At 69.9% G+C, this 17,111-nt stretch carries 28 protein-coding genes and 1 pseudogene; 6 read left to right on the top strand and 23 right to left on the bottom strand.

Translation table 11 applies throughout. The features are described 5' to 3' along the window. Window positions 1-94: 94 nt before the first annotated feature. Together AB0I66_RS21435 and AB0I66_RS21430 are read right to left on the bottom strand one after the other, a co-directional pair. Window positions 95-391, bottom strand: a complete 297-nt coding sequence (locus AB0I66_RS21435) for a helix-turn-helix domain-containing protein (protein ID WP_363209496.1) — start codon at window positions 389-391, stop codon at window positions 95-97. Then, the gene (locus AB0I66_RS21430) at window positions 388-1,347 is read right to left on the bottom strand and encodes a hypothetical protein (RefSeq protein WP_363209495.1); all 960 of its coding nucleotides are present in this window, start codon (window positions 1,345-1,347) and stop codon (window positions 388-390) included. The genes AB0I66_RS21435 and AB0I66_RS21430 overlap by 4 nt, the downstream gene beginning before the upstream one ends. Window positions 1,348-1,495: 148 nt before the next feature. Between AB0I66_RS21430 and AB0I66_RS21425 the strand changes: the two genes are divergently transcribed. Next, window positions 1,496-1,792, top strand: coding sequence for a type II toxin-antitoxin system Phd/YefM family antitoxin (locus AB0I66_RS21425; RefSeq protein ID WP_363209494.1), 297 nt, complete (start codon window positions 1,496-1,498; stop codon window positions 1,790-1,792). Between the two features lie 115 nt (window positions 1,793-1,907). Here the strand turns inward: AB0I66_RS21425 and AB0I66_RS21420 are convergent, their stop codons facing one another. The 19 genes from AB0I66_RS21420 to AB0I66_RS21330 all read right to left on the bottom strand — a co-directional run bounded on the left by AB0I66_RS21420 (window position 1,908) and on the right by AB0I66_RS21330 (window position 10,556). Beyond that, window positions 1,908-2,345 carry a hypothetical protein gene (locus AB0I66_RS21420; protein WP_363209493.1) on the bottom strand — a complete coding sequence of 146 codons (438 nt, stop codon included), beginning with the start codon at window positions 2,343-2,345 and terminating at the stop codon, window positions 1,908-1,910. 22 nt (window positions 2,346-2,367) lie between these two features. Beyond that, window positions 2,368-2,652, bottom strand: coding sequence for a hypothetical protein (locus tag AB0I66_RS21415; RefSeq protein ID WP_363209492.1), 285 nt, complete (start codon window positions 2,650-2,652; stop codon window positions 2,368-2,370). After that, on the bottom strand, window positions 2,649-2,957 hold the full coding sequence (locus tag AB0I66_RS21410) for a WhiB family transcriptional regulator (RefSeq protein WP_363209491.1): 309 nt from the start codon (window positions 2,955-2,957) through the stop codon (window positions 2,649-2,651). The genes AB0I66_RS21415 and AB0I66_RS21410 overlap by 4 nt, the downstream gene beginning before the upstream one ends. Continuing rightward, a complete protein-coding gene (locus tag AB0I66_RS21405) occupies window positions 2,954-3,403 on the bottom strand; it encodes a hypothetical protein (RefSeq protein ID WP_363209490.1) in 450 nt (149 codons plus the stop codon). The genes AB0I66_RS21410 and AB0I66_RS21405 overlap by 4 nt, the downstream gene beginning before the upstream one ends. Before the next feature lie 2 nt (window positions 3,404-3,405). Further along, window positions 3,406-3,897, bottom strand: coding sequence for a hypothetical protein (locus AB0I66_RS21400; protein ID WP_363209489.1), 492 nt, complete (start codon window positions 3,895-3,897; stop codon window positions 3,406-3,408). Next, the gene (locus AB0I66_RS21395; RefSeq protein ID WP_363209488.1) at window positions 3,894-4,154 is read right to left on the bottom strand and encodes a hypothetical protein; all 261 of its coding nucleotides are present in this window, start codon (window positions 4,152-4,154) and stop codon (window positions 3,894-3,896) included. The genes AB0I66_RS21400 and AB0I66_RS21395 overlap by 4 nt, the downstream gene beginning before the upstream one ends. Next, on the bottom strand, window positions 4,154-4,906 hold the full coding sequence (locus AB0I66_RS21390) for an exonuclease domain-containing protein (RefSeq protein WP_363209487.1): 753 nt from the start codon (window positions 4,904-4,906) through the stop codon (window positions 4,154-4,156). The genes AB0I66_RS21395 and AB0I66_RS21390 overlap by 1 nt, the downstream gene beginning before the upstream one ends. Beyond that, window positions 4,903-5,688, bottom strand: coding sequence for an ERF family protein (locus tag AB0I66_RS21385; RefSeq protein WP_363209486.1), 786 nt, complete (start codon window positions 5,686-5,688; stop codon window positions 4,903-4,905). The genes AB0I66_RS21390 and AB0I66_RS21385 overlap by 4 nt, the downstream gene beginning before the upstream one ends. Before the next feature lies 1 nt (window position 5,689). Continuing rightward, window positions 5,690-6,727 carry a lambda-exonuclease family protein gene (locus tag AB0I66_RS21380; protein WP_363209485.1) on the bottom strand — a complete coding sequence of 346 codons (1,038 nt, stop codon included), beginning with the start codon at window positions 6,725-6,727 and terminating at the stop codon, window positions 5,690-5,692. Then, window positions 6,724-6,930: a hypothetical protein gene (locus AB0I66_RS21375; RefSeq protein ID WP_363209484.1), complete on the bottom strand. Its 207-nt coding sequence runs from the start codon at window positions 6,928-6,930 to the stop codon at window positions 6,724-6,726. The genes AB0I66_RS21380 and AB0I66_RS21375 overlap by 4 nt, the downstream gene beginning before the upstream one ends. Further along, on the bottom strand, window positions 6,927-7,439 hold the full coding sequence (locus AB0I66_RS21370) for a hypothetical protein (RefSeq protein ID WP_363209483.1): 513 nt from the start codon (window positions 7,437-7,439) through the stop codon (window positions 6,927-6,929). Before AB0I66_RS21370 ends, AB0I66_RS21375 begins: the two co-directional genes overlap by 4 nt. Continuing rightward, a complete protein-coding gene (locus AB0I66_RS21365; RefSeq protein WP_363209482.1) occupies window positions 7,436-8,119 on the bottom strand; it encodes a hypothetical protein in 684 nt (227 codons plus the stop codon). Before AB0I66_RS21365 ends, AB0I66_RS21370 begins: the two co-directional genes overlap by 4 nt. Then, window positions 8,116-8,484: a hypothetical protein gene (locus AB0I66_RS21360; protein ID WP_363209481.1), complete on the bottom strand. Its 369-nt coding sequence runs from the start codon at window positions 8,482-8,484 to the stop codon at window positions 8,116-8,118. The genes AB0I66_RS21365 and AB0I66_RS21360 overlap by 4 nt, the downstream gene beginning before the upstream one ends. Further along, window positions 8,481-8,729, bottom strand: a complete 249-nt coding sequence (locus tag AB0I66_RS21355) for a hypothetical protein (RefSeq protein WP_363209480.1) — start codon at window positions 8,727-8,729, stop codon at window positions 8,481-8,483. Before AB0I66_RS21355 ends, AB0I66_RS21360 begins: the two co-directional genes overlap by 4 nt. After that, window positions 8,729-9,160, bottom strand: coding sequence for a hypothetical protein (locus AB0I66_RS21350; RefSeq protein ID WP_363209479.1), 432 nt, complete (start codon window positions 9,158-9,160; stop codon window positions 8,729-8,731). The genes AB0I66_RS21355 and AB0I66_RS21350 overlap by 1 nt, the downstream gene beginning before the upstream one ends. Next, entirely contained in the window at window positions 9,157-9,600 is a 444-nt protein-coding gene (locus AB0I66_RS21345) for a hypothetical protein (RefSeq protein ID WP_363209478.1), read from the bottom strand. The genes AB0I66_RS21350 and AB0I66_RS21345 overlap by 4 nt, the downstream gene beginning before the upstream one ends. After that, window positions 9,597-9,962 carry a hypothetical protein gene (locus AB0I66_RS21340; protein ID WP_363209477.1) on the bottom strand — a complete coding sequence of 122 codons (366 nt, stop codon included), beginning with the start codon at window positions 9,960-9,962 and terminating at the stop codon, window positions 9,597-9,599. The genes AB0I66_RS21345 and AB0I66_RS21340 overlap by 4 nt, the downstream gene beginning before the upstream one ends. A 97-nt stretch (window positions 9,963-10,059) precedes the next feature. After that, window positions 10,060-10,251 carry a hypothetical protein gene (locus AB0I66_RS21335; RefSeq protein WP_363209476.1) on the bottom strand — a complete coding sequence of 64 codons (192 nt, stop codon included), beginning with the start codon at window positions 10,249-10,251 and terminating at the stop codon, window positions 10,060-10,062. Then, complete coding sequence (locus AB0I66_RS21330) at window positions 10,248-10,556, bottom strand: helix-turn-helix transcriptional regulator (RefSeq protein ID WP_363209475.1); 309 nt, start codon at window positions 10,554-10,556, stop codon at window positions 10,248-10,250. Before AB0I66_RS21330 ends, AB0I66_RS21335 begins: the two co-directional genes overlap by 4 nt. Window positions 10,557-10,864: 308 nt before the next feature. On the opposite strand from AB0I66_RS21330, the gene AB0I66_RS21325 reads away from it, so the two are divergent. The 3 genes and pseudogenes from AB0I66_RS21325 to AB0I66_RS21315 all read left to right on the top strand — a co-directional run. Beyond that, window positions 10,865-11,263, top strand: coding sequence for a hypothetical protein (locus AB0I66_RS21325; RefSeq protein WP_363209474.1), 399 nt, complete (start codon window positions 10,865-10,867; stop codon window positions 11,261-11,263). 204 nt (window positions 11,264-11,467) lie between these two features. Beyond that, window positions 11,468-11,740 carry a hypothetical protein gene (locus tag AB0I66_RS21320; RefSeq protein ID WP_363209473.1) on the top strand — a complete coding sequence of 91 codons (273 nt, stop codon included), beginning with the start codon at window positions 11,468-11,470 and terminating at the stop codon, window positions 11,738-11,740. 57 nt (window positions 11,741-11,797) lie between these two features. Then, window positions 11,798-12,526: pseudogene (locus tag AB0I66_RS21315) on the top strand (cytosine permease); the annotation flags it as partial. Window positions 12,527-12,864: 338 nt separating this feature from the next. Here AB0I66_RS21315 and AB0I66_RS21310 read toward each other — a convergent pair. After that, on the bottom strand, window positions 12,865-13,806 hold the full coding sequence (locus tag AB0I66_RS21310) for a class I SAM-dependent methyltransferase (RefSeq protein WP_363209472.1): 942 nt from the start codon (window positions 13,804-13,806) through the stop codon (window positions 12,865-12,867). Continuing rightward, window positions 13,803-14,858 (bottom strand): carboxymuconolactone decarboxylase family protein, encoded by a 1,056-nt coding sequence (locus tag AB0I66_RS21305; RefSeq protein ID WP_363209471.1) that lies wholly within the window; start codon window positions 14,856-14,858, stop codon window positions 13,803-13,805. The genes AB0I66_RS21310 and AB0I66_RS21305 overlap by 4 nt, the downstream gene beginning before the upstream one ends. A 232-nt stretch (window positions 14,859-15,090) precedes the next feature. Between AB0I66_RS21305 and AB0I66_RS21300 the strand changes: the two genes are divergently transcribed. Both AB0I66_RS21300 and AB0I66_RS21295 read left to right on the top strand, forming a co-directional pair. Continuing rightward, complete coding sequence (locus tag AB0I66_RS21300; protein ID WP_363209470.1) at window positions 15,091-16,374, top strand: histidine kinase; 1,284 nt, start codon at window positions 15,091-15,093, stop codon at window positions 16,372-16,374. Beyond that, window positions 16,371-17,039, top strand: a complete 669-nt coding sequence (locus AB0I66_RS21295; protein ID WP_363209469.1) for a response regulator transcription factor — start codon at window positions 16,371-16,373, stop codon at window positions 17,037-17,039. Before AB0I66_RS21300 ends, AB0I66_RS21295 begins: the two co-directional genes overlap by 4 nt. Window positions 17,040-17,111 lie beyond the last annotated feature (72 nt).

Genomic DNA, 17,111 nt, shown 5'->3' with positions numbered 1-17,111 from the left:
TGATCTCCGTTGCTGTGGCGTTCGGTTGGGTCGGTTCTCGCGGTAGTGATCGTTTGCTGTGGTGCGTGGGGCGGGGTGTATCCGGATGAGCGCGCTAGGCGGCTGGTTCGCCTTCTCTGGCTCGTGCTCGCCAGCGGTGGATGGTGCGTGGGGTGACGCCGAGGATTCGGGCGATCTCTTTGGCGGGGAGGTTGAGGGCGGTGAACTGCGCTGAGATTGCTCGGCGTTCGTGTGGGCGGAGTCCGGGGGTGGCTCGGCGGTTGGTGATGGTGAAGGTGATGGCGGTGTCGTCGAGGCGGCGTGTGGCTTCGCGGCGTTGTCGGTTGTGGCAGGGCTGGCAGTGGGCGCCGCGGTTTCGGGGGGTGTGGCAGCGGGGGCAGCGGGTCTTCATCCGGCTTCTCCGGTCTCGCGGTCGCGTCGGCGGTCGGCTTCGGCGGCGGCGTCGAGTTGGCGCATGCGTTGCGCGTACGAGGGGGGTGTGGGGGTGGGGGGTGTTGCTCCGCCTCCGGGCAGGCCGACGAGGAAGGTGCCTTGGGTGGGTGGCGTGGGGCGTTCGCGGGTGAGCCAGGTGAGCCAGAGGGGGCCGAAGTCGGCGGCGTGGGTGGCCTTGGCGGTGTGGTGGCGCACGAACTTGGCGGTGGCTGCTGCGGCGCCTGCGGGGCCTAGGCGGTCGAGGTCGGCCCGTGCCTTGTCGAGGTCGGCGTGGCTGGGGTGCCAGTCGTCGGTGATCAGTGAGTGAGTGGCGTTGTCTCGCGCGCTACTACGGTCACTTCTCTCTCTACCTGCACCACTAGTAACGGGAGGGGAGGGGATGGGAGGGGAGGGGACACCCGTTGCACCCTCGTGGGTGTCACGCCGTGACGTTCCGCTTTGACCTGCGGTGCTGCCCTCAGACTGGGGTGCATTTTGGCGCGAGTTTGGAGTGAAACCGTCGTCATTCTGGCGCGACTTTGAGCTCAGAATGGCGTCAGAATCGCGCGCGTTTCGGTTCAGACTGGCGTTGTCCCGGCCGCGCTGCTGTCGCTTGCGGGCGGCCTCACGGGCGGCCTCGATCTGCGCGCGGGACTTGTTGTAGTCGAGGTAGTCGTGGATGTAGAAGCCGTTGTCGGCGGGCTGGGGACAGCGGCGGCAGGGGTGGCCGGGTTCGTGGAGCATGCCGACGGTGACGAGCTTGCGGATGGTCGCGGCGGTGCCGTAGTCGCGGACGATCGCGCCGTCTAGATGGCCCTCGGTGAGGTGCTTGGTCGCGTGGACACCGAGCCGCACGAAGAGGCCGACCGCGGCGTTTCCGGCCTTGCGGACCTTGGGGTGCGTATCGAACCCGTCGTCCAGTGCGAACCAGGGCATGTAGGGCTTCTCTCGTGCGTAGCGATCAGGGCATGTCGGATAGCGCCCTCTTTCAGGGCGGTTTCTGCTCCTGCCTGACATAGCCATCATAGCTAAGAGAGCTACTTCGCTGCCTTGTGCAAGGTCGCGAATTCGCTACGCTGTGGGGATGGCGAACTCCCCCACTGAGCACCGGGCGAAGATCGCCGAGGCGCGCAACGTCCTCGGCGAGGTGATCGCGCGCGCCCGCTTTGCCGGCGAACCGACGGTCCTGATCAACCGGGGCAAAGAGGCGGCGGTGATTGTGGGCTACGACTTCTACGAGCAGGCCCTGCGTGACCGCGCGATCATCGACGAACTGCACCGGCGTACAGAGAACCCGGGCGGTGTTGCGGCGTGGGATGAGACCAAATCCCGCAGCGTCCGCGAGGCGTTGGACTCTGCCGCTCGCACGGTCGACTTCTGACACCGCCTCCTCCTCTCCGGCCGGGTCCCGCACCGAACTGGTGCGGGGCTTCGTGATGTTGCGGAACCGATACGGCTTGATCCGGGGCGGCCGGTGAGACCGCCCCGGAGTGCGGCTACCTCACGTACTCGCCGCGGCGCCGGTCCTCGGCCTGCCGCTTGTGCTCCTTCAGCTCCGCCTCGGTGGGCTTCGTCGCGGTGAGCAGGCCGAGTTGGGCGTCGGGGTGGATGGGGCCCTGTCCGACCTCGTCGAACGTGCCGTCGATCTGGCGGCCGCGGTACATCGCGCGACGGGCTTCGATGAGTGCCTTCGCGTCTTCGTCGCTGCGGGCGACCTCGCAGCCGGTGACGCGAACCTTCACCTGCGGGTCCTTGTCCTCACCCTCGGCGTGCCCGGTGTAGGACTTCGAGGTGAGCTCGACGATCGCGTAGACGACCATGCCGGGCTTCTCAAAGAGACCGCGGCGCTGCTCGCGGGTCATGGTGGCTTCGATGCTGGCGGCGGCCGAGTCGAGCTTGACCTCGGGGACGTCGGCCGGTGAGAGCTTGGGCATGTGCTGTTCCTTTCGGGTGCGACTACTTGCGCTTGCGGCGAGGCTTGGTGAGTGAGTGCTGGAGGGCGGCGTACTGGCGGTGTGCCAAGTCGCGGACTTCGGGGATCGGGCAGTCGTCTCGGCGGTGGCGCTGTGCGCGGATGACGAGGTGCTCGGTCGCGGCGTAGCCGACGGCGTCCTCTGCGTGGCCGCAGGGGCAGGTGAAGTCGGCGGCGGCAAGTGCCCTGGCGCCCCACGGGTTGTCGAGGCGGACGCGTATCCCGAAACCCGGGTGGGGGTTGCCGATCGTCGGCCCGAGCCCGTTCATGCCGCGGCCTTGCGTTGCGCGGTCTGCTCCCGAGCTTCGCGGCGGAGGATGCTGCGGCGTTGTCTCGCGGTGAGGCCGCCCCAGATGCCGAAGGCCTCGCGGGTCTGGAGGGCGAACTGCGCGCAGGCAGCACGGACTGGGCAGAGCGACTTGCAGATGTCGACGGCGTATCCGATGTCGCCTGTATTGCGGTCGGAGTACCAGAGGTCGCGGTCTCGGGCGTACTCGGGGCGGCGGCACTCGGCCTGGTCCTGCCATCGGGGTGCGGGTTCGGCGGTGTCCGGGGCGGGGTTGATGAGCCTCACGACGCACCTCCGAAGATCGCCGCGAAGGTGGTGTTGGTCCGCTCGCGGATACGGCGGTCCTCGGTGTGCCCGGGGGCGACGCAGCCATCCCGGTCGCAGGTGACCGTGACGTGGCCCTCCGGTTCGCGGCCGTGCTTGAGGCGGAACGCGATCCGGTAGGCGGTGTGCACCCTGCCGCCGTGGCGCAGGGTCGGAACGGAGCCGGAGCGACTGGTGGTGCGGTACCCCGTCCAGATGAAGTGGCCGCCGCCGACCGGCTGGGTGCGGCGCCAGAACAGGTCTTCCGGGGTGGCCGCGGGCTTCCTGCCGGGCCGTGCCGGGGGGAGGCCGAGCGCTTGGCGGGTGGCGCGGACGGTTACCGTGGCGTCCACGTTGAGCTCGCGACCGATTGCTCTGTCGGAGAGGCCGGCGCGGAGCAGCTCGGCGACGTCGGCGCGGATGCGCATGGTCACCACGCCCCGTTCGCGAGGGGGTCTTCCCCTGCCTTCAGGCCGTGTACTACGAGGACGAGTTGACCGCCCTTGACCTTGTGCCCCAGGCGCATATCCGGGCCGACGAGCCGCGTGTGATCGTCGTCGTCGAGGAGCCCGGCGTCGACGAGTCCGTCTACTGCGGCCTTGAATGAGGGGTACCAGTTCGCGGGGTCGCGGCGGTTGTTCGTTGCCGGGTGCAGGACGCCGAGGACGTGAGCGCGCTGGAACAGTGGTCCTGGTTTCGCGGCAGCCAACGCATCCATGAGCGCCGGGCAGTCGCTGACGGCTTCCTGTGCCTTGCTGCGGATGACCTTGACGATGCGGGCTCGTCGAGCGCGGTGTTGGCTCTCGTTGGAGTTGATCAGCTCCATGCCTGTGGGCAGGGGGATGACGAAGGGGACGGGCTGGGGCCCGGCCGCCGAGGTGGCGGCCGGACGCTCGGGCTCGAACAGGGTCGGGGCGCTCACTCGGCACCGTCCTTGGTGTAGTGCTCGCGTCCGCAGTCGCCGCAGGTGTGGCCTTCGCGGTGGAGGATCGCGACGGTGTCGGTGCCGCACTGCTGGCAGTGCCGAAATCCGTGGGGCACGACGCCGGTGTGTGGGGCGGGCGGGAAGATCGGGCGGCGGTCGCTCGGGGTCTTGCGGCGTACGGGGCGATGGGCCCCGGTGCCGCGGATGAGGCCGAGGACGGGGATACGGCCGAGGGGCGGGAGGGAGATGGTCATCACGACTCGCCTCCCGCACGCTGCGCGGGAATGAGCGGCCACGACCCGTCGATGACCTTGTCTGGGGCGCCGCCCTGCTCCGCGGTCGCCTTCGTGCGGAACCACTTCTGCAGTCCGGCCTGCTGCTCTGCGCGCCACGCCTTCTGTGCCGCGTACAGCTGCTGCGGGCCCATCGAGGTGAGCTGGGGGTGCATCGCGAACTGCTTCTCGGCGATCAGGAGCGCGGCGAGCGCGTCGGCCTCGGCGGTGTGCCAGTCCGCCAGGGCTACGCCGTACCGTTCGGCGGTGGGCTTCAGCTTCCGCATGCCGGTGCCCTTGACGTACTTGTCGACCTGCTTGTCGATGACGTGCGGGTCGATCAGCGGCAGCGGTCCGGGGCCGACGCGGTCCTGCACGGTGGGGAGACCGTTGCGGATCAGGTCGTAGTGGAGGATCGACCAGTCGAAGCTGTGGTTGAACGCGATCACCGGCATGCCCCACTCGATGGCGCGGGCGAGGTTCGTGGCGATCTCGTCGAGCGCGGTCTTGGGGTCCTGCCCGTCGGCCTCGACCATGGTGTCCGTGACGCCGTGGACTTCGGTCGCCTCGGCCGGGATCGGGATGCCGGGGTTGATGAGGTGCGAGAAGGCGCGGTCGGGCTTGCCGCCGCCGCGGACGACGATCGCCGCGGTGACGATGCGGTCCTCCAGCGGGTCGGGGCCCGTGGTTTCCGTGTCCCACGCGAGACGGCGGCTGTCGGCGAAGGTGCTCACTGGCCACCGCCGGTGCGCTCGCCGTATTTGCGGCGGCCGAGATCGTCGAGCGTCTCCGCCTCGCCGGTCTCGTTGGTGACCTTGGTGTTCAACATCCGCAGGTTGGCCAGCTCGTAGCTGATCTGATGCAACCGGCCGGGCGACGTCTTCTTGTCGAGGATCTCGTCGCGGTAGGAGTCCGCCGAACGGGCCGGTGCCTCGACGCCGCGCTCGATCCGGTCGGCATCCGGGTCCTTGTCGTGCGTCGGCGTCAACCCGAACCCGAGGAGCAGCGTCCGCAACGCGACCGACTGCGCCTTCGTCGTCGCCTTGTCCGCGGTGTCGAGGGCCTCGCCCATCGTCTGCAGAGTGAGCGTGTCACCCATCGGCCCCATGATCGTCCAGGTGACAAGGGCGGAGCACTCCCGCATCGTGCCGCCGGACTTGGTGTTCTTCGTCCCGTACGTCGCTTCGACCTTGGAGGACATGACGTGCACGCCGTGCTTCAGCGTGACCGGGCCGAACACGTTGACGACGGTGTCGACGCCACGGAAGTTGAAGCGGGTCCCGGACTGGTTGTAGAGCTCGCCCTTGCCGATGGCGCGGATCTCCCGGCGGACGCGGAGCCAGGCGACACCGACCGGCACCATGTCCGGGTCGTCGTCGCCGGGCTCGTAGTCGGCCATCGGGTCCGATGCCGGAGCGAACTCCTCGGCGGGCGGGGCCGCCTCGTCGGGGCGGTCGTGCTCTTCGTCGGTCAGGGTGCGGCCGGCGGCCGCGGCTGCGTTCTCGCGCAGGCTCATCTCAGAACTCCCCCTTGTACTGCGGTGCGATGTCGATGCGTTCGGTGGGATTCGGGGTGACACAGGCCGCGTAGGCGTCGGGCCAGCGCTCGGCGAGCTGCTCCAGGTCGACGCGTGGCGCGGCGTTGGAGGGCTCCAGGGAGTAGGCGCGTTCCCCGCCGATCAGCGCGGACTGTGCTTTGCCGAGGGCGGCGACCATGCGGGCCTTCGCCGCGGCCTTGCCCTTCTTTCCTGCGGACTCGGCCCGCTGGTGGCGGCCGTAGTCGTACAGCGCGTCAAGGGCGTCGGCGTGGCGGTCGACATCGACCGTTCCGGTGCGGGTGGGGTGGAGGCGGCGGAACAAGCGGGTCAGGGCCTCGCCGTCACCGGTCGGCTCCGGCGGGACCTGCGCCTTGACGTGGTCGAACCAGAACTTGTCGACGGCCGTGGTGATGTCGTCGATGACGTCGAGGTAGGCGTCCCGGCGGATGGTGCCCTGGTGGTACTCGTTACCGCCGATCAGGACGGCGTAGTGCATGTGCTCGTAGCCGTTGACGGCGATCTGGTGGAGTACCTGCGCGGTGACGTCATCGGGGGCCCCGGCGTGCCACTGCGCGGACTTGAAGGCAGATCGGGTCTTGACCTCCAGCGCGCACGGGGCCTTCTCGTCGGATTCGAGGGGGCATTCGGTGACGCGCCGGTCGAGGGTGGTCATCCGGTGCGGGTGGTCGACGTGGGCGACGAGGCCGACGCGGCGGATCACAGACCGGTTCTGCATGGCCCAACGGCGGGCGACTGGCTCCTCGTTGACGGTGCCCCAGTAGGCGGCTTCGCCTGCGTCGTCGACGTCGGCGCCGATCTTGTCGTAGTAGACCTTCAGCGGTGGTGTGTAGTCGACGAGGCCGAGGATGGCGGGGACGTCGGAGGAACCGATGCCTTCGCGGCGGCGGGCGAGCCAGTCGGCGCGGTCGGCGTCGGCGGGGAGGATGAGGCGGCCGGTCGGTGTGACCCGGCGGCCGGCGGCCGGGACCGTAGTCCCGACCGTGGTCGTGTTCGTCATGCGGCATCCCGGAGGGGGAGGTGGGTGGCGGCGCTCCAGGCGAGCGCGGTGAGCAGGGCCTCGGCGGGGGTCCCGTGGAAGGCGGCCCCGTACGCGGTCTCGGCCTTGGTGGCGATCTCGCGGGCGGCATCCCGTCCGGCGCGGACTTCGCCGCGTTCGATCTGGCCGAGGACTCGCTCGGTGTCGGCAGACTGCTCGATCACTGGGCATCACCCTCGGCGGTGTCCACGGCCTCGATCTCGAACGTCCCGGCGACCCGAACCCCAGCAACGATCCGGCCGTTCATGGCCTCCAGGTCGACGACGACCTCGGCGCCGTTGGAGAGCAGGTACCGGCGGACGTCCTTGGCGATGTGCTCGGCGAGGCTCTCGGCGGTGGCAGCCGACACGGTCAACGGGGCCGGGGGCCTGCTGCCGTTGCGTCCGCCGTAGTTACCGACGCGGGCATAGGTGACGCGGTACTGCGTCGGGGCGCCCTGCGGCATGTAGCGGGCTTCGACGAGGTTGGTGTCGGTGGTGATGACCAGGCGGGCTTCGCACGATCCGGCGGGCCGGTAGTGGCTGCCGGAGTGGGCGGACGCGGTGCGGATCATCGTGGCCGTGCTGTTCGCGGAGGTGCGGTTGCGGTACTCGCCGACGGGCTGCCATGTGCCGGGCTCCTTGCGGAGGTTGGCAGCGGCGCGGGCGTGGTCGACGCGGGTATGGCGGCTCATGAGCCGTCCTTTCGTGCCAGCAGGTAGTAGCGGGCGTTCTCCGGGCCGCAGCAGACGAGGTGACCCGCCTCAGCGAGTGCCTGGAGGTCGCCGCGTGCGGTCGATCGGTTCGGTTCCTGGAGCCCTTGGGCGCGGTAGACGGCCATGGCGCGGGTGGTGGTCCATTGGCCGGGCCACGTGCGGATGGCGTTGAGGAGCTGCGCGAGACGCCCGGTCAGCTCGGCCTCCTCGTCACCGCCCGGGTCCACCAAGAGCAGGCCGAGGGCCTCGCGGTGCTCGTCGTCGAGGAACAGCGCGTACGGGCGGCCGGCCTCGTCGAGGCAGCAGACGATCGTTTCCTGGATGTCGTCGGCCTCGGGGTGCATGACGGTGCGGTCCCAGCGCACGACGATGGGGTCAGCGTGGGGAGTGGCCGTCGGCGCCGTGGCGCTGGCCTTCTCCTCAACCATGCGCCGTTGCTCGTCCGCCACGTTGCGGATAGCCAGGGCGGTCAGCCGGTCGACTGCCCTGTCCGCGTGCTTGTCGGCTACCGAGGCGGCCTCGGGCAGAACCTCGGCGCGGACCGCCGCGTACAGCTGCTCCGCGATGTCACCGGGCTCGGCGTCCATGTCGTACCGGGTGTCGAGGAAGTCGGTGGCGCAGTGCCGCACGATCGCGGCGATATCGGCGAGGGCGTTCATGCGGTGCGCCTCCGCTCCTGCGAAGGCACCGGACGCGGCGCCGCAATCTCCCGCAGCGCAGCCAGGAGTTGAGCCGTCCCCGTGGCGTACAGGCCGACCTTTCCCCCGTCCGCGTAGCGGTCGAGCAGCCGGTCCATGCGCTCGTCGAACTCATGCCGGACGTGACTGTCCGGGCCGCCGTGCTGAGCCGAGATCGACATCGCATGCAGGTCGGCCAGCTCCTCGCCGAACCCGACCGGGTCGCCAGCGGCGTCCTCGATCAGCTCCAGGAACACAGTGCGGAGGAACGTGGCGAGGCCGAGCTCGACGCCGTCGGTCGTGGCCTGGACTGTGATGGGCAGCGGGCCCTCGATGCGATACGTCATCGATTGGCTCCCTTCGGAGCGGCGAGGCGGAGCAGGAAGAGAAGGGCGTCGATCACGGCGATCCGGGCCGTGTCACACGCGAGGAGCAGCACGAGCCAGGCCCGAGCGGCGGCCCGACGGAGCCAGAGGGGCGTGAGGTGCTTCTCCTCGATGAGGAGGAAGAACGGGATCAGCGATCCACCGAAGAGCGCGGACGCGATGAGGACGGCGCCGATCACGTCGCTCGCGGTCTCCTGGCCGGTCATCACGAGGCACCGCCCGTCTCCGGCAGATCCCGGCCCACGAGGTACGTGTGATGAAGCGGCGAGTCGTGCGGGTCCTCCAACGGCAGCGCCTGCGTCGGTGCGAGGAGCGCCGTCAACGCATCCGCCGGAGCCTCCGCCGGGTCGTACGGCAGGCTCACACCGAGGATCTCGGCGACCTGCTCCCACACCCCCCACGCGGCATCACTCGCGACCAGGTCGTTCGGGAGCCCCTGCTCCGGACGCGACTCGGTAGGCAGAAGCGACAGCAGCACCTCACGCCGAGCCTGAAGATCCGCCAACTCGTGGGCCACCCTCTGCGACTGGAGAAGGTGAGCCGACTCCAACGCGAGCGCGATACCCGCCGACGTCCGGTCCTGCGCCTGCGCGGCCTGGATCACAACGGCCGCCGCATTCACGCGCTTGGTGTTCATCGCGCCACCGCCTCAGCGGCGATCCAATGCGTGTGCATCCGATCGCGGCACGGGACGCAGACCACTGGAGCGTCACGACCGCCGAGCCGCACGAAGGAGACGCCCGGGTCGCCAAGCGCCGTGGGGCAGGACGCGCACAGCTCCGGCACGATCCACCGCTCGATGGGACGCAGGTACCAGACCTGCCCCGCCACGCCCTCCCACGTGAACGGCACCTTCACCAGGCGCCCGTCGTCCGTGTGAGCGTCCTCCGCGATCTCGATCATCGGGGCGAGGAGACGGAACGCCGGGGTCTCGGGCATCTCGCCAGCGAGTTGGCCGCTGAGGATCCACGTGTCGATGTCCTCGGCGACCTCCCAGTGGTTCACCGGGGGCAGCCAGGAAGGTGCGGCCTCAAGGAGCGAGGTGAGCGCGGCGGCGACAGTCGATGCGGTACTCATGCCGACACCGCCGCAGCGACCTCGCACGGTACGAACCCCGACGCCGGAACCGGAACCGTCACCAGCACCCGGCACCCGACGTAGCCCTCGTCGGCACCCGCGTTCGTCGACAACGTCCACACGATCACGCCGTAACCCGTGTCGAGCCGGGAGACCGAGCCGCCCTTCTCCTCCAACCACGCGGCCAGAACGCCGATGTCCGCGGAGGTGACACGCACCGCGTCGACGTCCACCGTGTGCTCGGCCGACGGGATGCCGAGGATGTTGACGGTGACCTCGTAGTCCAGGTCGTTCTTGAGGCGGGCGTCCTGCTCCTCACGCCAGGTGAGGGGTGGGGTAGGGGTCTGGAAAGATGTGGTCATCGGTGACCTCTGCTTTCTCTGTGGTTGAGGCGCCGTAGTCGTGGGGCTCGCCGGGCCGGGAAGTCGGGCGGGCCCTGCGGCGCGTTCAGTGGGTAGATCAGGCGGCGTCGGCTGCGGAGTCGGCCGGCCGCGGCGACGGAAGGGGGAGAGACGCCCACAGGGCGCGGCCCCGGAGGATCTGCTCCTGCGTGAACCGTGGCGCCTCGCGGGCCTCGCGGATCTTGCGCTCGTCTTCCTCAGGGCCGAACGTCGCGATGCAGTCAGCGAAGGAGAACGGGACGCCGTTCATGCGCCGACTGCGACCGGCTGCCGGGCTGGCTGCTCCGGCACGAAGGAAAGAGACCGGCCAACGGCAGCGAAGAGGATCTCCAGATCGACGCCGATCGCGGCGCAGATCGCGGCCGCGCTCTCGTAGGTCACTCGCTTGCGGGCTCCGGAGACGAGGTCTCCGACGACTCCGCGGGCGACGCCGGCGCGGTGGGCCAGCTTCCGTACGTCGACTGCGTCCCCCTGGCCTGTGCGTTTCATCAGGCGGAGGAGGAGGTCGCGGTCGAGGAGTTCCTGTAGCGGTGGGGGCTGGGCAGGTGTAGTCACGTCCACCTCTTGCAATGAATGGCCTTGCGGTGTTGCACCGCTTGGATGGCTGAAGCATTGCATGGCTTGGACGAACTGTCCATCCTCTTGGAGAAGATGCATAAATGCATCCACCGCCCGGGATGGTTGCGTCTCGATTCCGCCAAAGTCGACGTGCGCTCTGGTGCGCGCCGTCCATTTGCATGGACACTCTGTCCGGCGCATAAGTTGTCGGGCCTGCGCCACCAGGGGGTATCTCCCTCGCGCCCCCCTGGCCCCATGGACACCCCACGGCCCATGAAGCGACACGGAGTGGCAGGATGAGCCTCATGGCAGCGGAAGATCATCGGGCGACGCAGCGGACCCAGTTCCGCGACATCGTCGTGGCGCGCAAAGAGGCCCTCAATCTGAGCTACGCCAAGCTGGCCGCCCGCTGTATCCACCCCGACACCGGCGTGCAGACCGTGAAGGACTCGTGGCTGCACCGCGTGGCCACGGGTGAGACGGTCCAGGCGCCCGACTTCGACATGCTGCTTGGCATGGCCGAGGGTATGGAGGTCGACATCGACGTCCTCCAGGACGCAGCCTCCGCGCAGTTCTTCGGCTCGCAGAAGGTGTTCACCGAGTCGGCCGAGGCGAAGGCGTTTCTTGAGGACGCGGACCGGTTGACGCCGGCGCAGCGCGAGGCCGTCCAGGCCCTGATGCGGTCGCTCGCCGAGGGGCGCTAAAGGGGCATTCCGCAAGAATCCCCGGCAAGATCATTGGCCTATGCCGCTACGCTGGGTGATTATCGTTGGCGGGGTGTAGTCGAAACTTGTTCAGGGTGGCACCATTACTGATCCGCCTGGGAAGCGTGATGCTGAGATAGCCTGCACGAACGATTCGTTCGAACGCGCGATCGAATCTGTGTGTGCACGACCCTGGGGGGTTCGATGACGGAAAGTAGCAAGCCCAACGCACCGCGAAAGACAGTCCGCGCCCGCATCGTCTTCAGCGACGAACTCCCCGCAGAATGCCTGCCATTCGAATGGCCGGACGGCCGCAACATGATGGAGATCGAACTCGTCGACGAGACGCTCATCGTCATCAAACCCGAGAGCATGGAGCGTCCTCTCTACGACGAGTGGAACCGCTACCTCGATCGGGTCACCAGCCAGGGCAACTGGTCGCGCGAGCCTAGCCGTTCCGGCCCAGCAGGTACCTGACCTGCGAACGAAGCCCCCTCGGTTCATGGAACCTAGAGGGGGCTTTCGTGTGCCTTCGGCCTTCCGACCACCATGACCGCGTTCGCCCTCCTCTCGGTTCTGGTCACCTCCGGTTCGCAAGCGGTGTACGGGGAGCCGATCTGGGAGCCCGTCGACCTGGCCGCCAAGGCCGACAACGTCTTCGGTCTCCTCTACGCCTTGGTGACCGTCCTGGTCGCCACGGTCTCCGTGAACATCGCGGCCAATGTCGTCTCACCCGCCTACGACCTCGCGAACCTCGCCCCGAAGTTCATCAACTTCCGTACGGGTGCGCTGATCACCGGTGTCGTGGGCGTGGTCATCTTCCCGTGGAAGCTGATCGAGACGCCCGAGCTCTACATCTTCGTCTGGCTCGGAGTGGTGGGCGGGCTGCTCGGCACGGTCGCGGGAATCCTGATCGCCGACTACTGGGTGGTGCGCCGGACGGCTCTCGACCTTGCCGATCTTTACCTCCCGGAAGGGCGCTACTGGTACACGGGCGGGTGGAATCTGCGGGCCGTCACGGCCTTCGTGATCGGGGGTGTGCTCGCCGTGGGCGGCTCGCACTCGGAGCCGGGGAAGGGGCCGTTCCCGGAAGACGGCCTGATTCCTGTCCTGAAGCCCCTCGCGGACTACGGGTGGGCGATCGGGCTGACCTCGGCGCTGGTCGTCTACGTGGGGCTGATGGCGACGGGAAGGCACATGGGCTCGGTGGGCTCCGGGGGTTCTGCCGGCTCGGGGGCGCGGGGGGCTGGGCAGGATCGGTGAGGTCGGTGAGGTCGGTGAGGTCGGTGAGGTCGGTGAGGTCGGTGAGCTCGGAGAGCTTGGCGGATTCGGCGGGCTGGGCGGGCTTGGCGGGCTTGGCGGGTATAGCGAACTCGGCGGCCTTGGCGGGTCCGGCGAAGTCAGGGACCTTGGCGGCCCGGCGAAGTCGGGGGCCCTGGCGGGCCCGGCGAACTCGGCGACCGTGGCGGACCGGCGGACCGGCGGGCTCCGGGCTCCGGGCTCCGGCTCCGGGGGAGGCCGGTCTAGGGCGGTGGTCTGCGGCTGCGGACCGAGGCTGCGGGCCGGGGCGTCGGGCTGGGGCGTCGGTCCAGGGCGGTGTTCTAGGCCGGGCGCACCGCCGTCACCAACCACACCCCCGCTCGCATCCGCACGCCGTACTCGGTCGCGTGCGGCCGGAACGCCTCCTCCAGGGCGGCTCGCTTCCTCGCCGTGACCGTCCTGCCCGGGGTGCGCGACAGCATGAAGTCGACCGCGTCTGCGGGGGTTTGACCCCACACCGCCTCCACCGGGACCGGAGTCACCGTCACGTCCTCATAGGCGGTGAGCACCTCACGTATGCGGGCCGGGTCCGAGAGCGAGGCCATGGCGGTGCGCGCGGCGGCCGCGTCGGTTGCGGAGTCGGGTTCGGGTTCGGCCCCGGCTGCGGCTTGGGCTGCGGTTTCGGCCTCGGGTATGCCGGGTGTCGTGTGCTCCGAGCTTGCCTGAAGGCCCTCCTCGTCCGCCGGATCCGCGAGGAGCTTCGCGAAGAGGCCGAGCGTCCGGGATTCCTCGGTCTCCTGGCCGACGGGCTGCGGGCAGACGAACGCCAGCCGCCCGCCGGGGCGCAACGCGCGGGCGATGTTCGTGAACGCGGCGGTGTGGTCGGCGAAGAACATCACCCCGCCGCGGCTGATCGCGACGTCGTACCCGGCCTTGGGGAAGGGGTGGATCTGGGCGTCCGCCTGTTCGTACGCCGCGTTCGTGATGCCCTCGGCCACCGTGCCCGCACGGGCGCGGTCGAGGAGCGGCGCCGAGATGTCGACCCCTGCCGCGTGCCCGTGGGCGGCGCGGCGGGCAGCGATGCGGGTGGTGACGCCCGCGCCGCAGCCGATGTCCAGGACACGGTCGCCGGCGCTGATGGCCGCGGCTTCGAAGAGGGCGTCGTTCACCCCGGACAGCATGGTGTCGTACCGCTCGTGGTGGGTGGCCCAGTGGGTGCCCACGGGGCCGTTCCAGGCAGCGGCCTGGCGGGAGTTGGGGCTTGCTGACGTCGCCGTGGTCATGACGCCTCCCTGGCGCGGTGGGAGGAGTGCTGGGCCTGGGCGGAGTACTGAGTCGCGAGGACGTTCTCGATGCGGTCGACGGCGGCGAAGGCGCCGAACGAGATCAGGTGCACGAGACAGTGGTCGCTGAACGGTGGCTTCTTCCAGGCCGCCACGTCCTCATCGGTGATGCGGTAGGGAGCGAGCGCGGCGAGCAACGCGAGCCGTGCCCCCGGGCGGGACGCGCGGTCGGGCAGTCCTTGCCAGGACAGCGGCGGATGAGCGCCGTCCCACGCGGACACCGTCGACTCCACGAGCGCCCGGTCGGCATCGTCGAGCAGGCCCGCGCCCCTCCTCGCCGCGTCCCGCAGCGCGGCGTAGGCGGAACCGATGGGTGTGCCGGCCGCCCAGGCAGGTCCCGGCTGCGGGTCGTCGAGCAGGGCGAGTGAGTCGCCGGGGGTGCAGGAGCGGCGCACGGTTTTCTGGAGGGTGCGACCGCCGATCGAGCGCACTGCCCGGAAGCGCTGCGCGTTGCACGGCAGTATCTTCTCGGTGATCAGCGACGACGCGACGCGATTGATGAAGTGGAACGTGAGCGCGGTGCCGATGTGTGCGGGGGCGTGGGCGCGCGGGAACGGCGGCGCTGCCAGCTCCGGCGCCCGAGGTGTCCGGGTGGCCTTGCCCCAGGCGAGCAGCCGGGCCTGTGCCGGGTCCTCCGGCTGCTCGCCTCGGAGCACCCGCTCCGCCACGCGGTGGTCGCCGGTGGCGTGCAGCATCATCGTGTGCGCGCTCACGCAGAACGGGCAGCGGTTGGCGAGCGAGACGCCCACGGCGACCAGCTCGCGGTCGGTGCGGGTCGTGCCGCCGCTGCCGAACACCTCGTCGCCGCCGGCCAGCAGGGACTCGCGGAGCAAGGCCCAGGCGGCGGTGAACAGTTCGGGCGCGGGACTGAGGGCGACCAGCGGCGCGGGCTCGGCGATGCCGAAGTCCTCTGCCATCTGTGCGTACGCGTCGGCGGTCCTGCCGGTCGCGGACTTCGCGAGTACTGGATCTGTGTATCGGTAAGTTGCCATGCCCCGATGGTCGGGGCGCCGGGGGCCTCGGGTCGTCGTCCGGCGGAAGGCAGTTGGGAGTACGTCGCCGGGGCTGTTCGGGCTCGCGACTACTGCACGGGGAGTAGTGCAGGAGCGGTCTGCTGGGGTGACGCGGACGTCGGCGGCGGCCCCTAAAGTTCTGAACACGGCGGGGGATGCGCCGTGACGGGGGATGCAGAGGTGCGGGGATGCGAGGGGTGCGGGGGATCAGATGACGGCGGACCGGGCGGGGAGATCGGCGGATCAGGTGAACGTGCGCGAGCGGGTGCGGAAGCGGGTGCGGCAGGCGTGGATCGGCGATGCGGTGCTCGCGGTCGTGGTGGGTGCGATAGTGGCGCTCTCGGTGGGCCTGGGCGAGGGCGGGGCGGGGTTCCTCGACTACGCACTTATAGGGGCAGGTTCGCTGGCCCTCGCCGCACACAGGAGAGCGCCGCGCACCGTGCTCGCTGTCACCACGGCCTGCCTGCTCGTGGAGGTGCTGTACGGGGGCGCGAGCAGTGTCGCGGCGATTCCGGTGGTCGCGGCGGTGCACACGGCCGCCCGAGCGGCCCACCGGGGTCTTGCCGCTGTCGCCGCCGGGGTGTTCCTGGCGGGCTTCGCGGTGGCGGGGAAGGCGTCGGACGACGTCGTGCAGTGGACGCTGCTGCTGGCCGGCTGGTTCCTGTGCGCCCTTGTCACGGGCCTCGCCGACAAGAACTGGCAGGCGTATCTGCGCCAGACCGAGCAGCGGGCCCTGGAGGCCGAGCGGACCCGCGAGGAAGCCGCGCTGCGCAGGGCGGGCGAGGAGCGGCTGCGGATCGCGCGCGAACTGCACGACTCGCTGACGCACAGCATTTCGATCGTCAAGCTTCAGGCGGGAGTCGCCGTGCACCTCGCCCGGAAGCGGGGCGAGGAAATACCGCCCGCGCTGCTCGCCATTCAGGAGGCGAGCGGTGAGGCGATGCGTGAACTGCGCTCCACGCTGACCGTGTTGCGCACGGACGAGCCGACGGGGAGCCCGGCGCTGCTCGTCGAGCGCGCTCGGGCGGCCGGGCTCGCGGTGGAGCTGACGGTGCGGGGCAAGGAACGGACGCTGGCCGGTGACCTGGAGAGGGCCGCGTACCGCATCGTGCAGGAGGGCCTTACCAATGCGGCGCGCCATGCGGGGGGCTCTGCCAGGGTGGTGGTCGGGCTCGATTACGGGGAGCGGGTGTTGGGGGTGCGGGTGGAGGACGACGGGGTCGCCGATGCGGGGCGGCCGCCGGCGGAGGGGACCGGGCTCACGGGGATGAGGGAGCGGGTCGCGTCCCTGGGCGGGACGTTGCGGGCGGGGCCGAGGGTTGAGGGGGGATTTCTGGTGCGGGCTGAACTGCCGTTGAAGTATGGGGCATTGACATCCCGGGTGTCTGCGGGGGACGTCGGGGAAGGGCGCGGCGCAGGGGGCGGAGGGCGGGGCGGGGCGCCCGTTGAGGCGGGGGTGGCCGCTGAGGCCGGGCGCTCGAGGGAGGGCGGGTGATCCGGGTGGTGCTCATCGACGACCAGGCGTTGATGCGCGCCGGGTTCCGTGCGCTGCTCGAAGCCGAGGACGGCATCGAGGTGGTGGGGGAGGCCGCCGACGGGGAGCGTGGGATCGCTCTGGTGCGGGAGTGCATGCCTGACGTGGCGCTCATAGACGTACAGATGCCGGTGATGACCGGGATCGAGGCGACGCGCCGGATCGCCGCCGACCCCAGCCTCAGTGCCGTACGCGTCGTGATCCTCACCAATTACGGCCTCGACGAGTACGTCTTCGACGCCCTGCGGGCCGGGGCCAGTGGGTTTCTGCTCAAGGACACGGAGCCGGCCGATCTGCTGCACGGCATCGAGATCGTCGCGCGCGGGGACTCCCTGCTCTCGCCCTCGGTGACCAGCAGGCTGATCGGCGAGTTCGTCTCGCGGCCGCCGGACCGGGCCACCGCGCCGGGCCTGGAGAACCTCACCCGTCGGGAGCGGGAGGTCACCGCGCTGGCCGCGCGCGGACTGACGAACGAGGAGATCGCCGAGCACATGGTGATCAGCCCGTTCACGGCGAAGACGCATGTGAGCAGGGCGATGACGAAGCTCGGGGCGCGCGACCGGGCCCAACTGGTCGTCTTTGCCTACGAGTCGGGGCTCGTGGCGGCGCGTAATGCGACGCCCTAGAAGGAGCGGGTGAGGCGGATGGCGCGACTTCCTGAGGGCTTCCTGGAACGGGAAGGGGAAATCTCTGGCCAT

It is taken from the genome of Streptomyces sp. NPDC050439 (assembly GCF_040655335.1).
Taxonomy (GTDB): domain Bacteria; phylum Actinomycetota; class Actinomycetes; order Streptomycetales; family Streptomycetaceae; genus Streptomyces.
This window is presented reverse-complemented; position numbering and strand designations above follow the sequence as displayed.

Bases quoted from the DNA above. Each gene is read 5' to 3' on its own strand.
- AB0I66_RS21350 (WP_363209479.1), bottom strand. From the start codon at position 9,160: ATGAACACCAAGCGCGTGAATGCGGCGGCCGTTGTGATCCAGGCCGCG.
- AB0I66_RS21365 (WP_363209482.1), bottom strand. From the start codon at position 8,119: ATGAACGCCCTCGCCGATATCGCCGCGATCGTGCGGCACTGCGCCACC.
- AB0I66_RS21335 (WP_363209476.1), bottom strand. From the start codon at position 10,251: ATGAACGGCGTCCCGTTCTCCTTCGCTGACTGCATCGCGACGTTCGGC.
- AB0I66_RS21420 (WP_363209493.1), bottom strand. From the start codon at position 2,345: ATGCCCAAGCTCTCACCGGCCGACGTCCCCGAGGTCAAGCTCGACTCG.
- AB0I66_RS21360 (WP_363209481.1), bottom strand. From the start codon at position 8,484: ATGACGTATCGCATCGAGGGCCCGCTGCCCATCACAGTCCAGGCCACG.
- AB0I66_RS21425 (WP_363209494.1), top strand. From the start codon at position 1,496: ATGGCGAACTCCCCCACTGAGCACCGGGCGAAGATCGCCGAGGCGCGC.
- AB0I66_RS21395 (WP_363209488.1), bottom strand. From the start codon at position 4,154: ATGACCATCTCCCTCCCGCCCCTCGGCCGTATCCCCGTCCTCGGCCTC.
- AB0I66_RS21405 (WP_363209490.1), bottom strand. From the start codon at position 3,403: ATGCGCATCCGCGCCGACGTCGCCGAGCTGCTCCGCGCCGGCCTCTCC.
- AB0I66_RS21300 (WP_363209470.1), top strand. From the start codon at position 15,091: ATGACGGCGGACCGGGCGGGGAGATCGGCGGATCAGGTGAACGTGCGC.
- AB0I66_RS21430 (WP_363209495.1), bottom strand. From the start codon at position 1,347: ATGCCCTGGTTCGCACTGGACGACGGGTTCGATACGCACCCCAAGGTC.
- AB0I66_RS21325 (WP_363209474.1), top strand. From the start codon at position 10,865: ATGGCAGCGGAAGATCATCGGGCGACGCAGCGGACCCAGTTCCGCGAC.
- AB0I66_RS21415 (WP_363209492.1), bottom strand. From the start codon at position 2,652: ATGAACGGGCTCGGGCCGACGATCGGCAACCCCCACCCGGGTTTCGGG.
- AB0I66_RS21355 (WP_363209480.1), bottom strand. From the start codon at position 8,729: ATGACCGGCCAGGAGACCGCGAGCGACGTGATCGGCGCCGTCCTCATC.
- AB0I66_RS21345 (WP_363209478.1), bottom strand. From the start codon at position 9,600: ATGAGTACCGCATCGACTGTCGCCGCCGCGCTCACCTCGCTCCTTGAG.
- AB0I66_RS21340 (WP_363209477.1), bottom strand. From the start codon at position 9,962: ATGACCACATCTTTCCAGACCCCTACCCCACCCCTCACCTGGCGTGAG.
- AB0I66_RS21320 (WP_363209473.1), top strand. From the start codon at position 11,468: ATGACGGAAAGTAGCAAGCCCAACGCACCGCGAAAGACAGTCCGCGCC.
- AB0I66_RS21370 (WP_363209483.1), bottom strand. From the start codon at position 7,439: ATGAGCCGCCATACCCGCGTCGACCACGCCCGCGCCGCTGCCAACCTC.
- AB0I66_RS21385 (WP_363209486.1), bottom strand. From the start codon at position 5,688: ATGAGCCTGCGCGAGAACGCAGCCGCGGCCGCCGGCCGCACCCTGACC.
- AB0I66_RS21305 (WP_363209471.1), bottom strand. From the start codon at position 14,858: ATGGCAACTTACCGATACACAGATCCAGTACTCGCGAAGTCCGCGACC.
- AB0I66_RS21435 (WP_363209496.1), bottom strand. From the start codon at position 391: ATGAAGACCCGCTGCCCCCGCTGCCACACCCCCCGAAACCGCGGCGCC.
- AB0I66_RS21380 (WP_363209485.1), bottom strand. From the start codon at position 6,727: ATGACGAACACGACCACGGTCGGGACTACGGTCCCGGCCGCCGGCCGC.
- AB0I66_RS21310 (WP_363209472.1), bottom strand. From the start codon at position 13,806: ATGACCACGGCGACGTCAGCAAGCCCCAACTCCCGCCAGGCCGCTGCC.